We start from the raw sequence: 15,370 nt of genomic DNA, 5'->3' as shown, positions 1-15,370 counted from the left end.
TGATAGATACATCCAATACGATTAATATCGTTCTTAGACAAATGAAAGTGATTTTCATTCTCGTCTAATATGCTTAAACATTTTATCATATACAATGGAGGAAGAAAAGGTGCAAAAAGCATTTCAAAAACTATTAGTTTTGCTGGCTGTGGTTGCTATTTTTGTTCTGGCAGCTTGCGGTAATTCTAAGGATAATACCAAAGAAGAAAGTACAAAAGAAAGCAATGCTTACAGTGTTGACCATGCAATGGGGACAACTGAAGTAAAAGACACACCAAAACGTATTGTTGTTTTAACTAATGAGGGAACAGAAGCATTATTAGCTCTAGGTATTAAACCAGTAGGTGCGGTACAATCTTGGACAGGCGATCCATGGTATGATCACATTAAGGATCAAATGGAAGGTGTGGAGGTTGTCGGTATTGAACATGAAATTAATATCGAAAAAATAGCTTCTTTGAAGCCAGATTTAATCATTGGCAATAAATTACGACAAGAAAAAGATTATGCTAAACTTAGCAAAATTGCTCCAACTGTATTTTCTGATACATTACGCGGTGACTGGAAAGAGAATTTTAAATTATACGCAAAAGCAGTAAATCAAGAAACAAAAGGTGAAGAAGTGCTAAAAGCTTACGAAGATAAGCTACAAGCACTGAAAGAAGAACTTGGAGAACAAACAAACCAAGAAGTTTCATTTGTACGCTTTATGGCCGATAAATCTCGTATCTATTACACAGATTCATTCTCAGGTGTGATTTTTGATGCTTTAGGATTTAAACGTGTTGCAGCGCAAGCAGATTTATTTAAAGATAATGCAAAACTAGGAAACTTAGCGATTGAAGTAGGGAAAGAAGCGATCCCTCAAATGGATGGGGATGTTATTTTCTACTTCACGTACATGCCAACAGGTGATGACTCAGCATTAGCAACTGAACAAGAGTGGACACAAGACCCACTATGGAAAAACCTAACGGCTGTCCAAAAAGGCAATGCACATAAAGTGGATGATGTCATTTGGAATACGGCTGGAGGCATTTTAGCTGCGAATATTATGCTAGATCAAGTGGAAGAAATCTTTGTTAAATAATTTTCTCATAAACTATACATTTATCGGTGTTCGATGAATGTATAGTTTTTTTTACTTCCTAATATATACTCTCCTGGTACTTTAAAGTTAGATAGACTATGATGTAGATATTGACCGTAAATTGAGGGGGATATCGATGAACGAAAAATTAAGGTGGGTTTATAATCAGCATTATTTAGAGCAAGACAATGTAAAACAAGCAACAGCAATACTTCCCTATTTCTCACTGGACCAAGTAAAGAGGGTTAGTCAGTTTCAGCGTACATATGATCAATTTGAGAAGACACCTCTCCATCAACTTGATGCACTTGCTTCATGTATGGATGTAGAAAAGATCTTCGTTAAAGATGAATCTTATCGATTTGGTTTAAATGCCTTTAAAGTTTTAGGCGGTATTTATGCAATTGCGCAATATGTTGCCAATAAGCTTGGGAGGAATATAGAGGAGCTATCGTTTGATCAGTTAAAATCTCCAGAAGTAAGAGCGCAAGTAGGCAATTTAACATTTATTTCAACGACAGATGGTAATCATGGTCGTGGTGTGGCATGGGCAGCCAGAGAACTGGGTTTTCAAGCGCGAATATATATGCCAGCTGGCAGCGCGGCTGAGCGTCTACAGCATATTAAAAATGAAGGGGCTTTTGCTGAAATTACGACAATGAATTATGACGATACTGTTCGTTATACCTCACAGCTTGCACTAGAAAATGGTTGGGTATTGATTCAGGATACAATGTGGGAGGGCTATGAAGAAATTCCATTATGGATTATGCAAGGGTACACAACCCTTGTACAGGAGATTGTTGAACAGATTCAGCAAGCCCCAACACATGTATTTTTGCAAGCTGGTGTTGGGTCCTTTGCAGGATCGGTTGTAGCATTTTTACAACAATTCTATGAGCAGGAAATTACATTTGTCTTGGTTGAGCCACATGTCGCTAATTGCTATTATGAAAGCTTTAAGAAAAATACAGATCAATTTGTCACTGTTGGTGGGGAGATGCAAACTATAATGGCAGGTCTTGCTTGTGGTGAACCGAATCCACAGGCTTGGCAAATCTTAAAAGCCTACACAAAAATAAGTATCTCCTGTGAGGAAGAAATAGTAGCAACAGGTATGCGCGTTCTAGGAAATCCTTTAGCTACAGACACTCGCATTATAGCAGGTGAATCAGGAGCGGCGCCATTTGGTTGCTTTTATGAAATAATGGTAAATGATCAATATCAAGAATTAAAACAAGCCTTGCACCTAAATGAACAGGCGAGGGTGCTGTTTATTAATACAGAGGGTGATACAGATAAAGAGAGTTATCAACAAATAGTATGGCATGGGAAATATGCGAATCAATAGCAAACTAGTGATTTACTAGTTTGCTATTTTTACTTTTGTAAAAGGAATTGAAAGTATAATTAAGTTTAATTAAATTTTTTTATTTTGCTCTTGACCTTAACGTTGCGTCAAAGCTTACAGTAGCATTAGTGGAGGTGATGAGATGGAATATACCATTCAGGAGCTTGCTCAACTATCGGGTGTTAGTACAAGAACATTGCGTTATTATGATGAAATTGGATTGCTGAAACCAGCAAGAACCAATGAGGCAGGTTATCGATTTTATGGCCAATGGGAGGTCGATATGTTGCAGCAGATTTTATTTTACCGTGCTTTGGATATGAAATTAGCGACAATTCAGGCTATTATTCAAGCACCAAACTTTCAGCATGCTGAGGCGCTCAAAACACATAGAGCTGCTTTGCTTCAACGCAAAGAGCAGTTGGAAACGATCTTACAGACAATAGAAAAAACAATACAATCCATTGAGGAGGAACAACCAATGTCTAATGAAGAAAAATTTAAAGGCTTTAAAGAAAAGTTAATTGAGAATAACGAAAAGCAGTACGGCAAAGAAATCCGTGAGAAATATGGGAATGAAACAGTGGATGCATCCAATGCTAAGCTTATGAACATGACGGAGCAACAATATGAAGCGATGCAACAGCTAGAACAGCAAATGTTTGAACGCTTAGCAGAGGCAATGAAACTTGGAGATCCTACAAGTGACATTGCAATGGAAGTTGCAGAGTTGCATAAACGCTGGCTGAACTTTACGTGGAAAGAGTATTCCAAGGAGGCACATGCAGGGCTGGCACAGATGTATATTGCTGATGATCGTTTTACAGCTTATTATGATGAGCGTGGTGAAACAGGAGCAGCGCAATTTTTACATGACGCGATTATAGCTTATACAAGTTAATAGATAGGTCTTCCTTATGCTGACATGTTTTAGAAATCGTAAATTAGGAAAAAATGAAAGCATGAGGAGGAGATTATTGTGAATCAACAAGTAATGCAACAATTAAAAAGACAACTAGAGCAAGAATTACAAGAAATAGAACAACGAATAGAGCAATCAGAGCGACCACAAGCGACAGAACTATCAAATTATGATAATCATCCAGCTGACAATGCTAGTGATTTAACGGATCAGCTTACAGAAATGGCTATCGATGAGCATCGTGGTGATAATGCTGAAGAAATAAAAGAAGCTCTTCAGGCAATGGCAGACGGTACATATGGCAAGTGTGCAGTCTGTGGTAAAGAAATTCCGATTGGTCGCTTAGAGGCAATGCCACAAGCTCTGACATGTGTGGAGCATGCAGAAAAGAAAGAAGACAATTTACGCCCAGTGGAAGAAGATGTTCTTTCTTCAACACCAAAATCAGATGATTTTATTGAGCTGGAGGAATTCGGCTCTTCTGATACACCACAGGATAAAATTTAGTAAGTTTTTCCTCGCAGAAGCAGTATAATAACTGTAGAGGTGAGGATATGAAGATTATTGATTTACATTGTGATGCGCTTTTAAAGTTAACTACTCTTGAAACGGCCAATTTTGCTGATGATGTGCGAATACATGCTAATCAAAAAAGATTGCAATTAGGGCAAGTAGAGGCTCAAGTGTTCGCTATCTTTATTGACCCAACAATCCCACAAAGTCTACAATTTCTTGAGGTCATGCGCCAAATCGAAGCGTTCCATACTCACGTATTACAAACAGAGGGCATGGTGCATATTACAGATTGGGCACAGTTAGATCGATTAGCTCCACACGAAATAGGAGCCATTTTAAGCCTAGAGGGCTGTAGTGCCATTGGCGAAGATTTAACAAAGCTGACAGCTGTACTTGATGCAGGGGTGAAATTAGTAGGTTTAACGTGGAATGAAGAAAATGCTGTGGCCCATGGTGCTGAACAGGATGCAACTCTTGGATTGAAGCCATTTGGTAAAGAAGTTATACAATTATTAAATGAACGCGATATTATTATTGATGTGTCCCATCTAAATGAGCAAAGCTTTTGGGATGTCTTGCCGCTTGCGAAGCATATTATTGCAAGTCATAGTAATGCACGTGCACTATGTGACCATCCGCGTAACTTAACAGATGCACAGGCAAAGGCACTTGTAGAGGCTGGAGGACATATCCATGTAGTTTATTTCCCACTCTTTATTGGCGAAGATGCAACACTAGACCATCTAGTGGGGCATGTAGCGCATTTAGCGAAACTGGTAGGCGTGGAGCATATAGGATTAGGCTCCGATTTTGATGGGATTGATAGGACTGTCAGTGGCTTAGCACATGCAGGAGAGGCACAAAATTTACTAGAGGCATTACGTACACGCTTTTCAGATGAAGAAGTGTATGGTATTGCAAGCCAAAATTTCCGATGCTATGTAAAAAAAGCAGCAACCCGTTAAGGCTGCTGCATCTTAATAAAAGAAATAATGAATTAATAAACCGATTCCTAATAGGAAGCCGAAGAATGTATTTGTTTGCGCTGTATATTTCATCGCAGGCATTACCTCTTTGGCTTCTTTTTTGTCTCGGAAAATTTGAATGGCACGTAATGGTTTTGGAATGCTTAGGAAGATGATTAATGCCCAAAACGTAATGCCATCAACGGCTACAAGAGCAATCACCCATAAATAGGAGACGATAAAAAAGCCTGATAATACGGAAATTGCATTGTCTCGTCCTACCAAAATAGCCAAGGTTTTTCGTCCGCCTTCTGTATCGCCAACAATATCACGTATATTGTTCGATAGCATAATGGCACCGACTAAAATCATGCTTGGTACAGAAAGCAAGACAGCATCCAATGTTACTGTAAGCGCTTGAATATAGAAGGCAATTAATACAATGCCCATCCCCATTACTGCGCCAGAAACAATTTCACCAAATGGCGAATAGGCGATTGGGTACGGTCCACCTGTATATAAAAAGCCAATAAGCATACAAACAAGTCCGACAGCAGCTAACCACCAAGATGTGGAGGCACATATGTAAATGCCAAGAAGCATGGCAATAGCATAAAAGCTTAATGCAATCATCATAATTGTTTTTGGCTGTACACCATGACGGACAATTGTTCCGCCAATCCCGACGGAATGCTCGTTATCTAATCCTAATTTGTAATCATAATATTCATTGAACATATTCGTTGCTGCTTGTATAAGCATACTTGCAATGAGCATAGCAAAAAATAGTCCAAAATCAATTGTTTCTTTTTCAATTGCTAAGGCAATTGCTGTTCCTAGGAATACAGGAACAAATGAAGCGGTTAAAGTATGTGGACGTGTTAAATGCCACCACACTTTAAAACCCCTATCAGCTTCAATGACTTTGGTCATAAGGTCTTTCTCTCCTTCAAATGTTGTCGACTCTTCTTATTTTAAACGAAGATTGAGAAAATGGGTAGGTTCACAGCTTATTACATACTGTTTAATGAAAAAAAGTGATACAATAGAACATGCATTTATGAACTGAAAATAAAAAAGAACAATTAGCAACAGTACGAATAACGTGTTGCCAACTAAAATATGATGTGTTATTTAACCATCATTCATTATGTACATTGCAACAACGGAGGTAATTTTCATGCAACAGAAGTGGTACCAAGCCACAGAAGTAGAAGTGGACTCTTTGGGCCAAAGCCTTCATTTTTATATGGAAACAATTGAAGTAAGTCGTCTATCTGCACTGGCGTTCTATGCAGCTGGCGAGGAATGTTATAAAGGTGAACGATTTTATTGGCAAAATAGAGAAAAAACAATGATATTAGTTGGGCTAGGACATGCTCATACTATTCAAAACAACGCTAAAGAAAACCGCTTTGATGCAGTTGAAGCGGAATGGAAAAACATAACGAAAAACTGTCCAAAAGGTCAACAAGCGTTACAACCAATTTTGTTTGGCGGTTTTACATTTGATCCTCAAAATAATGTAGACGGGGAATGGACGGATTTCCCAGAGGCTTATTTTGCATTAGCAACGTTTCAACTGGTGATACGCGATGATAAAGCATACGTAAGTATTCACCTTTTGACACAAGACCAACAGGCTGAGGATCAGTTCGAAGCGCTAAGAAAAGAGCGCGATCATTTAATCCATGCAGCTCAGGTTAAAGAAGTGAAAACGTATACAAAACCTGAAATCATAAGTTATTTTGAACCATATAAAGAGCCTTATTTAGCCTCAATCGATCAAGTGACAGCATTAATTAAACAGAAAAAGGCAGATAAAGTGGTCATTGCACGATCACTTGCTTTGCAATTTAAAGAGTATGTATCCGCACCACAAGTACTTTCTCAAATTATTCATGAACAACCAGAAAGCTATTTATTTGGTTTAGAGCATAGACATTTATTATTTTTCGGAGCATCACCTGAACGACTTGTGAAAGTAGAAGATGGTCGAGCATTTTCTTCTTGTGTTGCTGGCTCAATTAAACGAGGTAAGACTGCAGAGGAAGATGAGGCTTTTGGACAAAGTTTATTAAATGACCCTAAAAATGGCGGAGAACATCAGTATGTTGTGGATATGATTGCGGAAACATTCCGTAAAAATTGTGTGGACATGACGGTGCCAGATAGACCACGCTTGTTAAAAATACGAGATATTCAACATCTGTATACGCCTGTTGAAGGTCAGTTAAATCAGGATGCAACAATCTTACAATTGACTAAATCATTACATCCAACACCCGCTTTAGGTGGTGTACCACGCAAAGAAGCATTGGCAGCCATCCGTAAATATGAGCCGATGAATCGGGGACTGTATGCTGCGCCAATAGGCTGGCTAGATGCAGAGGGTAACGGTGAGTTTGCAGTTGCCATACGTTCAGCAGCCTTACTAAATGATAAAGCTTATTTATATGCAGGCGGTGGAATCGTCGCAGATTCAGAACCGCAATCTGAATATGAAGAAACATTAGTAAAATTCCGTCCAATGCTTCGTGCGCTAGGGGGACAATTACATGAGTGAACGAAAAATACTAACAGATTATGTTTATAAAATGGTCGCATCGCTAGTGCAAGCTGGTGTAGAGAATGTTGTCGTTAGTCCAGGCTCACGTTCTACACCGCTTGCTTATGCGGTTGCTTCTACTAAACAAGTAAAAATGTATCGGCAGGTAGATGAGCGCTCAGCAGCATTCTTTGCGCTAGGGCTTGCTAAGGCAACTACTAAGCCTGTGGTTCTTTTATGTACATCTGGTACAGCAGCAGCAAACTATTTTCCTGCGATTGTGGAGGCAAGTTATGCACGTGTACCATTGATCATTATAACTGCTGATCGCCCACATGAATTACGTGAGGTAGGCGCTCCACAGGCTATCAACCAACCCAATTTATATGGTTCACATGTGAAGTGGAGTGTTGACTTTCCGTTAGCAGATGGTGCTGAACCAACATTGCCTTTTATTGAGCGTCATCTTGCTCGTGCGGTAGCCATTGCAACAAGCGCACCATTTGGACCAGTACATATCAATGTACCTTTCCGTGAGCCATTATTAATTGATTTGCAGCAGGACCTACCAGCAGTGTCGTTTAAGCACAGCAGTATGGGACAATTAATCCCAACACGCGTGGATCAGCAGGAACTAGCCTCTATTATACAATCAACTAAAAGAGGCTTTATGATCATTGGTGAGTTAGCTCTTGGTACAGAATTATCCATTGTTTGGGAATTTGTTCGTCAGCTGAAGTGGCCTGTCATTATTGAAAGTTTATCGAATATGCGTACATCCGTACCAGAGGATTGTTTACCATATATCGTGACAACCTATGATGCTATTATGAAGAGTGATGACTTCAAAGCACTGGTGCGACCAGATACAGTAATCCGAATAGGGGCACAACCGGTTTCAAAATTTATGATGCAATTTATCACAAAGTCACGTCCAAATGCGTATGTGATTATCGATGAAGACCCGATGTTTAGAGATGCTACAGGCGTATCTACGCATTTTATTCATGCGAATGTCGATCAGTGGCTAACAGAATTAGCTATCACTGAAACAGCTATCGAGGAAGCATACTTAGCTGAATGGCAAAAAGCGAATCAGCTTGCCTCTATGTATATTGAGCAATACGCAGAGGTAGAAAAGGATGAAGGGGCTATAGTCAGTCGTTTACTCAAAATGATTCCTGACGGTAGTGATATTTTCGTTAGCAGTAGTATGCCAGTACGAGATATTGATACATTTTTATTGGCTACCCCGAAAGATTTACGTGTTTTTGCCAATCGAGGAACGAACGGGATAGATGGTATCGTATCAACAGCAATCGGTTTCAGTCAAGGAAATAATCGAGAAAGTTATTTACTAATTGGTGATTTAGCCTTTTTACATGATGTGAATGGACTCATTGCTTCCAGATATCAGGAATGTAACTTAACGATTATTGTGATGAATAATGATGGTGGTGGTATTTTTTCATATTTACCACAGTCAACTGTTGAAGATCACTATGAGGATTTATTTGGCACACCAACAGCCCTTGAATTCCGTGATATTGCACATATGTATGAAATGGACTATATACGCGTCGAAACAATCTCTGAGCTTTCTGAGAAATTTTCAGCAAGTAAAAACCGTTCTTTACGATTAGTTGAAATATTTACAGATAGAACCGAGAATGTGAATGCACATCGAGCTCTATGGAATCGAATTAATGAGGAGTTAAAAGCATGACAAAGTGGATGATTCGTGGTCTTGAAACCCATGTGGATATATGGAATGAAGACGGTGAGTACACAGTCGTTGCGTTACATGGATTTACTGGTAGCTCGGCAACTTGGCATAATCTAGCGAAAACTCTACCCCATATTCGTGTTATTGCCGTTGATTTAATCGGACATGGACAAACAGCTATTCCACAGCACGTACAGCGTTTTTCTATGGAGGAGCAATTACAGGATTTAGAAGAACTATTTTGCCAACTTCATTTAGAGAAATTTACGCTGTTAGGCTATTCAATGGGTGGAAGAATCGCTTTATCCTATGCTATTACGTATCCAGATCGCATTCATCGACTCATTTTAGAGAGTGCATCTCCTGGCCTGCGAACAATCGAAGAGCAAAATGAACGTTGTAAGCGAGATGAAGCATTGGCGCAAAAAATAATGACAAATGGTATACTGTCCTTTGTCAATGCATGGGAAAACATACCGCTTTTTGCTTCACAGCAACGTCTACCTAAAAGTGTAAGAGAAGCCATTAGAGAAGAGAGATTGTCACAGAAGGAAGAGGGACTCGCTGGTAGCTTGAGAGGTGTTGGGACAGGCGTTCAGCCCTCAAATTGGGATAGACTGGCGCAACTAGAAATACCTGTCCTGCTAATTACTGGTTCATTGGATGAGAAATTTTGTAAAATTGCACTAGAAATGAAAGCGCTATTAAATACTGTTAAGCATTTAACAGTAAATGACGCTGGACATGCAATTCATGTGGAAAATCCCGCTGAGTTTGCTACAATAGTAGAGGAGTATTTAACGTAATATATGATTACGTTAGCGCCTCGCTAGAAACGAGACGAATTTAATGATATAGGAGGCAATTCAATGACACGTCAATGGACTACATTACATACTTATGAAGACATTAAGTATGAGTTCTATAACGGTATCGCAAAAATTACGATTAACCGTCCAGAAGTGCGTAATGCATTCCGCCCAAAAACGGTTATGGAAATGATTGACGCATTCTCACGTGCACGCGATGATAAAAATATCGGTGTTATTATTCTAACTGGTGAAGGTGAACATGCTTTCTGCTCAGGCGGAGACCAAAAAGTTCGCGGTCACGGTGGCTACGTAGGGGAAGATGAAATACCACGTCTAAACGTTCTTGATTTACAACGTTTAATCCGTGTCATTCCAAAACCTGTCGTAGCAATGGTAGCTGGCTATGCAATTGGTGGAGGTCACGTTTTACATGTTGTTTGTGACTTAACAATTGCTGCTGACAATGCTCGCTTTGGACAAACTGGACCAAAAGTAGGTTCATTCGACGCTGGTTATGGCTCAGGCTATCTTGCTCGTATTATTGGTCATAAAAAGGCACGCGAAATTTGGTACCTTTGCCGTCAATACGATGCACAACAAGCACTTGATATGGGCTTAGTCAATACGGTTGTGCCTTATGCGCAATTGGAAGATGAAACAGTTCAATGGTGTGAAGAAATGCTTCAAATGTCACCAACTGCACTACGCTTCTTAAAAGCAGCGATGAATGCAGATACAGACGGTTTAGCAGGTCTTCAACAAATGGCTGGAGACGCTACACTTCTTTACTACACAACTGATGAAGCAAAAGAAGGTCGCGACGCATTCAAAGAAAAACGTCAACCAGATTTTGGTCAATTCCCAAGATTCCCTTGATTAATAGAGGATTTAAAGCTCGTATCTTTTTGGAGATACGAGCTTTTTATATGTCTAGAGAAGATTGGTGGATAGAATGCTAAAAGAAGGGGATAGAAGCAGCTAAGAGGTGGATAAAAGGCTTAAACTAGCGGATAGCACCTAAAATGTGAAGGATATTGTAGGGCTTGCGATAGGAGTAGCATTCCTAAAGTAACAGACTGACATGCAAATGGACAAAATATATGATAAAACGTTAAGATGTAGGTGAATGGAGTGACAAAGATGTATCCTAACTGGATTTTACAACGAGCTTATTTAACACCATTACGCAAGGCACTTACTTTTAAAAAGCAAAGCTGGACTTTTCAAGAATTAAGTGATGAATCGATAAAGCGTGCCCGACAATTAGTGACACTCGGTATACAACAGGGTGATCGAATTGCTATCATGGGGCCAAGTAAGCCTGAATTAGTTATCATGATGTATGCCTGCATGCATTTGCAATGTGAGATGGTCATGCTTAATCGCAGACTTTCACAGGATGAGCTAGCTTATCAGCTAAAGGATTCAGAGGCTGTAGCAGTGTTGATTGCCGATGAGGATGTAGAAAAGCTACCATCTGAAACAACCTATCATTTATTTTCAGCAATTGAAGAGGGTGCAGAGGGTGCAGTAGATATTGTCAAGGAATGGCCTCTTCATCAAACAACAACAATTATGTATACTTCGGGTACAACGGGCTTTCCTAAAGGTGTTCGCCAAACAGTTGGAAATCATCAGGCTAGTGCGACTGCCTCTGTTTTAAATATTGGGCTACAGGCTCAGGATGTTTGGCTATGTGCGGTACCTTTATTCCATATTAGTGGATTTTCCATACTAGTGCGATCACTACTATATGGTAATCAAATCTTTTTATATGATCAATTTGATGTGGAAGCTATCGCACAAAATATTATGGATGGGGATGTCACCCATATGTCTGTTGTAGCGGTGACCTTGGAACGAATTCTACATACGCTAGAGCAACGCAATGCGAAAGCTTCCTCTTATTTTAAGCTGTTGTTAGCAGGAGGTGGGCCTGTTCCCGTTGATTATTTAGCAAGAGCACATGCATTAAATTTAGCTGTCGCACAAACGTATGGAATGACTGAAACCTCCTCGCAAACAGCTACATTGGCAAGTGAAGATGCTATGCGGAAAATTGGTTCTGCTGGAAAGCCTTTATTTTTTAATCAAATAATGATTGCTGAGCCAAATGCTAAGGGTGAAGGGGAAATTTGCATTCGAGGGCCCCATGTCACACCTGGCTATATTGGACGTTTTGCACAAAAAAATGCAACGAAGGCTGGCTGGCTTCATACAGGTGATATTGGTTATGTGGATGAAGAGGGTTATTTATTCGTCATTGATCGAAGGGCAGATTTAATCATTTCAGGGGGAGAAAATATTTATCCTGCAGAAATAGAAAACGTGCTACTCACACATCCAGCTGTCAAAGAAGCGGGTGTATGTGGTATGCCTGATGAACAATGGGGGCAGGTGCCCATTGCATTTATCGTGCTAAATGAGCAGCTATCTGTTGAGCAATTACAAGCCTTTTGTTTACAGAAACTTGCTAAATATAAAGTGCCTAAGGAAATTATTATCACAGACAGTCTACCACGCAATGGTGCGGATAAATTGTTGAGACGGAAATTATTACAATAAAAATTATGTGAAAGAAGTCTTCTTAAAAGGAAGGCTTCTTTTTTATTTAAACTTTTAGCATGAAATTAATCATTTATTAACATAATAAAAAAAGAGAGGCATAAACTATTTAGTAAAGGAGAATGACTCATATGAGGAAATATATATATAATGTTGTCATTATATTATTTGTTCTACAAATGAGTCATGTGCAAGTATTTGCAAACTATGAAAAAGAAGATGTAGCAACAGCTCATTCAATTGAAACACTACAATCTCTCATTAATAAAGAAGTTATGCAACTATCATCCGAATTCTCGATTCGTTATACTGGTGACATAGCCGAGATAAAAGATGAACTAACAGAAATTACTAAAGATGCAATTGAAAACTCTTATATTTATACTAATATTTCAAGTTTCCAATGGAAGTACGAAGGTTATAGCAATAATATTGTCATTGCATTTGCATTTACGTACCATCTATCCCAAACGGAGGCATTATTTGTAGAGCAAACGTTGGCGAATATTATTGCACCTATGCATGGATTAAGTGACATAGAAAAACTACAGGCTGCACATGATTTTATTGTCTTGTCCGCGGAATACTCTAAGGAAACGGAAGGAAGTCAATATTCTCCTTATACATTATTAACGGAGAATAAGGGCGTCTGTCAGGCATATGCTTTAGTGTTATACCGAATGTTAGAAATGTTGGGCTTTGAGGTACAATATGTACCTGGAAAAGTAGGAGAACAGCTACATGCCTGGGTATTAGTGAAACTTGAGCATGCTTGGTATCATATTGATGTGACATGGGATGACCCTTTGCCTGATCGTAAAGGGGAAGTGCGCTATCAATATTTTTTAGTGTCGGATCGCCAATTAGCACAAGATCATACCTGGGATTATGCAAGTTTCCCTGCTGCAACAAGCGAGAAATATATAGATTTGCAGGAAGAAACGAAAAGACAAAGTTTAGCAACGCCTATACAACATCGTTTCAATCAAAATATGGGATTATCAATCATTGGAGAAAATAGGTTAGCCGTACAACAATTAGTGGAACAGCCGATGAAGCTTGTTACACAAAAAACAGATAAACAAGACAATCTAGTTCAGTTTGACTTTACTGAATGGGCACCGATGCTAGTAGAAAGTAGTATAACGGCTTTTGTTACAATTCAGCCAAAAGTTAAGCATGTGACTAAGCAAAAAACAATGAAGTGGCTAGCTTCTATTTATCGAACGGAAAAACGAATGCCACAAGAAAAATACGTCATAATAAAGGAGGTGTCCCATCCATTGCGGGGCACCTCCTTACTCATATCATTGAACGCTTAAAGCTTTTTCTAATGTGTCAATATTTTTTTGCATCAATGTGAAATAGGTTTCCTCATTTTTTTCATCATCAGCTGTTAATACGCTTAAATTATGCAAGACAAGCGATTCTGCACCAACTTCTTTTTGAATAACCTCTGCTAATTTGGAAGAGACATTCTGTTCAAATAAAATATAATGAATGTGCAATTCATTTGCTTTGTCTACAATCTTTGTTAATTCTTTTTGAGATGGCTCATTTTGTGAATTCAAGCCAGCAATCGGCACTTGAGTTAAGCCGTATTGACCAGCAATATAGCCAAATGCAGCATGGGATACAAAGAATGTTTTATTTTGTGCTTTGTCAGTCATTGCTTTGAAATCTTGATCTAAATCCTGTAATTCTTTTACTAATGCCTCATAATTTGTGTTAAAAGTTGCCTCCTGAGCTGGCATTTTTTCAACGAGTGTGTTTTTGATAGACAGTGCTAAGTCTTGACTAATTGTAGGAGATAACCAAACATGCGGATCGATATCGCCATGCTCATGCTCATCATGTCCATGTTCTTCAGCTTCATGTTCATGATCGTCTTCTGTGGCACCATGCTCATGATCGTCATGAGCGTCTGCTTCATGTTCATCATCCTCTGCATGAACATGTCCTGTGCTTACCGCTAATTTTTCATCTGAAACATCATCAGCAGTTGCCACCATTGTGACATCTTCGTTCGCTAAAGTTTTTTTAGCGTTTTCTACAAATCCTTCAAGTCCTAAGCCAATATAGAAAAAGATATCAGCATCTGCTAATTTCATCATATCTTTTTGAGTTGGCTCGAAGGTATGTTCATTCGCACCAGCTGGGTAAATAGAAGCTACTTCAACAGCATCTCCACCAATGCGCTGTGCAAAATAGCTTAACGGATAAACTGTTGTATAAATACTTAACTTATCTTTTTCCTCAGTCTTTTGTGATGTAGACGATTTGTCTCCACAAGCAGCAGTAAATAAAGCAAGAACTGCGACTAACAATAATAAATACAGTTTTTTCATATAAGTAAGATACCTCTCTTAAATAGTAATCATTACGATTTATTTTTTTAGAACAGTTATTATGATAACGCACAACTTAAAAAAGTACAAGAAAAAAATGCCCTCCGAAAATTAATTCTTTTTCGAAGGCCATTTTTCAGGCACAGGATCAAAGCCACCAGGATGAAATGGATGGCATTTAGATATACGTGTAATGGTTAAGAGGAAGCCTTTGAATGCACCGTGCTTTTGAAAAGCTTCGAGCCCATAAGAAGAACAAGTAGGATGAAAACGACAGGTTGGTGGCGTCATCGGTGAAATGAATTTTCTATAAAATTGGATGAGCCAAATAAAGGGGTATTTCATCGCTGCTCTTCCTTTTGCTGAGACGTAAGTTGTTCAGGCTTTGGATCAATTGTTTGTGTAAAGATATTATTTTTTTTCTTCATAATGATAATGACAGAAACACCAAACATTAGCATCATCATCGCAATCATAATGATAATTGGTAAAGGTACGCCCATTTCTTTCACTCCAAATTTAAGTAT

Annotated in this window: 15 protein-coding genes; 11 read left to right on the top strand and 4 right to left on the bottom strand. The window is 38.9% G+C overall.

The genetic code is table 11. The annotated features are described in order from the left end of the window. Positions 1-94: 94 nt before the first annotated feature. From MKZ14_RS16765 to MKZ14_RS16745, 5 genes are all read left to right on the top strand, one after another. Positions 95-1,090 carry an iron-siderophore ABC transporter substrate-binding protein gene (locus tag MKZ14_RS16765; protein ID WP_036078502.1) on the top strand — a complete coding sequence of 332 codons (996 nt, stop codon included), beginning with the start codon at positions 95-97 and terminating at the stop codon, positions 1,088-1,090. Positions 1,091-1,226: 136 nt separating this feature from the next. After that, positions 1,227-2,441 carry a diaminopropionate ammonia-lyase gene (locus MKZ14_RS16760; protein ID WP_333005389.1) on the top strand — a complete coding sequence of 405 codons (1,215 nt, stop codon included), beginning with the start codon at positions 1,227-1,229 and terminating at the stop codon, positions 2,439-2,441. A gap of 142 nt (positions 2,442-2,583) precedes the next feature. Continuing rightward, on the top strand, positions 2,584-3,342 hold the full coding sequence (locus MKZ14_RS16755) for a MerR family transcriptional regulator (protein WP_333005391.1): 759 nt from the start codon (positions 2,584-2,586) through the stop codon (positions 3,340-3,342). A gap of 78 nt (positions 3,343-3,420) precedes the next feature. Further along, the gene (locus MKZ14_RS16750) at positions 3,421-3,870 is read left to right on the top strand and encodes a TraR/DksA C4-type zinc finger protein (protein ID WP_036078497.1); all 450 of its coding nucleotides are present in this window, start codon (positions 3,421-3,423) and stop codon (positions 3,868-3,870) included. Positions 3,871-3,917: 47 nt separating this feature from the next. Continuing rightward, positions 3,918-4,844, top strand: a complete 927-nt coding sequence (locus MKZ14_RS16745; protein WP_036078495.1) for a dipeptidase — start codon at positions 3,918-3,920, stop codon at positions 4,842-4,844. A 12-nt stretch (positions 4,845-4,856) separates the two neighbouring features. On the opposite strand, the gene MKZ14_RS16740 is transcribed toward MKZ14_RS16745, so the two are convergent. Beyond that, complete coding sequence (locus MKZ14_RS16740; protein WP_036078494.1) at positions 4,857-5,777, bottom strand: 1,4-dihydroxy-2-naphthoate polyprenyltransferase; 921 nt, start codon at positions 5,775-5,777, stop codon at positions 4,857-4,859. Positions 5,778-6,024: 247 nt separating this feature from the next. Here MKZ14_RS16740 and MKZ14_RS16735 point away from each other — a divergent pair, with 247 nt between their 5' ends. The 6 genes from MKZ14_RS16735 to MKZ14_RS16710 all read left to right on the top strand — a co-directional run bounded on the left by MKZ14_RS16735 (position 6,025) and on the right by MKZ14_RS16710 (position 13,817). Next, entirely contained in the window at positions 6,025-7,410 is a 1,386-nt protein-coding gene (locus MKZ14_RS16735) for an isochorismate synthase (protein ID WP_016992516.1), read from the top strand. Further along, positions 7,403-9,118 carry a 2-succinyl-5-enolpyruvyl-6-hydroxy-3-cyclohexene-1-carboxylic-acid synthase gene (menD, locus tag MKZ14_RS16730; protein ID WP_333005393.1) on the top strand — a complete coding sequence of 572 codons (1,716 nt, stop codon included), beginning with the start codon at positions 7,403-7,405 and terminating at the stop codon, positions 9,116-9,118. Before MKZ14_RS16735 ends, menD begins: the two co-directional genes overlap by 8 nt. Beyond that, positions 9,115-9,924: a 2-succinyl-6-hydroxy-2,4-cyclohexadiene-1-carboxylate synthase gene (gene menH, locus MKZ14_RS16725; protein WP_333005394.1), complete on the top strand. Its 810-nt coding sequence runs from the start codon at positions 9,115-9,117 to the stop codon at positions 9,922-9,924. The genes menD and menH overlap by 4 nt, the downstream gene beginning before the upstream one ends. A gap of 63 nt (positions 9,925-9,987) precedes the next feature. Continuing rightward, positions 9,988-10,806: a 1,4-dihydroxy-2-naphthoyl-CoA synthase gene (gene menB / locus MKZ14_RS16720; protein WP_004225917.1), complete on the top strand. Its 819-nt coding sequence runs from the start codon at positions 9,988-9,990 to the stop codon at positions 10,804-10,806. Between the two features lie 264 nt (positions 10,807-11,070). Then, positions 11,071-12,495, top strand: a complete 1,425-nt coding sequence (locus tag MKZ14_RS16715; RefSeq protein ID WP_333005459.1) for an o-succinylbenzoate--CoA ligase — start codon at positions 11,071-11,073, stop codon at positions 12,493-12,495. Between the two features lie 131 nt (positions 12,496-12,626). Continuing rightward, complete coding sequence (locus tag MKZ14_RS16710) at positions 12,627-13,817, top strand: transglutaminase domain-containing protein (RefSeq protein ID WP_333005396.1); 1,191 nt, start codon at positions 12,627-12,629, stop codon at positions 13,815-13,817. Here MKZ14_RS16710 and MKZ14_RS16705 read toward each other — a convergent pair. The 3 genes from MKZ14_RS16705 to MKZ14_RS16695 all read right to left on the bottom strand — a co-directional run bounded on the left by MKZ14_RS16705 (position 13,803) and on the right by MKZ14_RS16695 (position 15,346). Further along, the gene (locus tag MKZ14_RS16705) at positions 13,803-14,843 is read right to left on the bottom strand and encodes a zinc ABC transporter substrate-binding protein (protein WP_016992520.1); all 1,041 of its coding nucleotides are present in this window, start codon (positions 14,841-14,843) and stop codon (positions 13,803-13,805) included. The two genes, MKZ14_RS16710 and MKZ14_RS16705, sit on opposite strands and share 15 nt — an antisense overlap. Before the next feature lie 111 nt (positions 14,844-14,954). Next, positions 14,955-15,188, bottom strand: a complete 234-nt coding sequence (gene yidD, locus MKZ14_RS16700) for a membrane protein insertion efficiency factor YidD (RefSeq protein WP_016992521.1) — start codon at positions 15,186-15,188, stop codon at positions 14,955-14,957. Then, positions 15,185-15,346: a hypothetical protein gene (locus tag MKZ14_RS16695; protein ID WP_016992522.1), complete on the bottom strand. Its 162-nt coding sequence runs from the start codon at positions 15,344-15,346 to the stop codon at positions 15,185-15,187. Before MKZ14_RS16695 ends, yidD begins: the two co-directional genes overlap by 4 nt. Between the last annotated feature and the right edge of the window lie 24 nt (positions 15,347-15,370).

The sequence above is a fragment of the Lysinibacillus sp. FSL P2-0066 genome, assembly GCF_037969495.1.
In the GTDB taxonomy this organism is placed as follows: Bacteria; Bacillota; Bacilli; order Bacillales_A; family Planococcaceae; genus Lysinibacillus; species Lysinibacillus boronitolerans.
This window is presented reverse-complemented; position numbering and strand designations above follow the sequence as displayed.

What these genes read in the sequence shown, in the direction of transcription:
- MKZ14_RS16765 (WP_036078502.1), top strand. Translation starts at nt 95, where the DNA reads ATGGAGGAAGAAAAGGTGCAAAAAGCATTTCAAAAACTATTAGTTTTG.
- MKZ14_RS16760 (WP_333005389.1), top strand. Translation starts at nt 1,227, where the DNA reads ATGAACGAAAAATTAAGGTGGGTTTATAATCAGCATTATTTAGAGCAA.
- MKZ14_RS16755 (WP_333005391.1), top strand. Translation starts at nt 2,584, where the DNA reads ATGGAATATACCATTCAGGAGCTTGCTCAACTATCGGGTGTTAGTACA.
- MKZ14_RS16745 (WP_036078495.1), top strand. Translation starts at nt 3,918, where the DNA reads ATGAAGATTATTGATTTACATTGTGATGCGCTTTTAAAGTTAACTACT.
- MKZ14_RS16740 (WP_036078494.1), bottom strand. Translation starts at nt 5,777, where the DNA reads ATGACCAAAGTCATTGAAGCTGATAGGGGTTTTAAAGTGTGGTGGCAT.
- MKZ14_RS16735 (WP_016992516.1), top strand. Translation starts at nt 6,025, where the DNA reads ATGCAACAGAAGTGGTACCAAGCCACAGAAGTAGAAGTGGACTCTTTG.
- menD (WP_333005393.1), top strand. Translation starts at nt 7,403, where the DNA reads ATGAGTGAACGAAAAATACTAACAGATTATGTTTATAAAATGGTCGCA.
- menH (WP_333005394.1), top strand. Translation starts at nt 9,115, where the DNA reads ATGACAAAGTGGATGATTCGTGGTCTTGAAACCCATGTGGATATATGG.
- menB (WP_004225917.1), top strand. Translation starts at nt 9,988, where the DNA reads ATGACACGTCAATGGACTACATTACATACTTATGAAGACATTAAGTAT.
- MKZ14_RS16715 (WP_333005459.1), top strand. Translation starts at nt 11,071, where the DNA reads ATGTATCCTAACTGGATTTTACAACGAGCTTATTTAACACCATTACGC.
- MKZ14_RS16710 (WP_333005396.1), top strand. Translation starts at nt 12,627, where the DNA reads ATGAGGAAATATATATATAATGTTGTCATTATATTATTTGTTCTACAA.
- MKZ14_RS16705 (WP_016992520.1), bottom strand. Translation starts at nt 14,843, where the DNA reads ATGAAAAAACTGTATTTATTATTGTTAGTCGCAGTTCTTGCTTTATTT.
- yidD (WP_016992521.1), bottom strand. Translation starts at nt 15,188, where the DNA reads ATGAAATACCCCTTTATTTGGCTCATCCAATTTTATAGAAAATTCATT.
- MKZ14_RS16695 (WP_016992522.1), bottom strand. Translation starts at nt 15,346, where the DNA reads ATGGGCGTACCTTTACCAATTATCATTATGATTGCGATGATGATGCTA.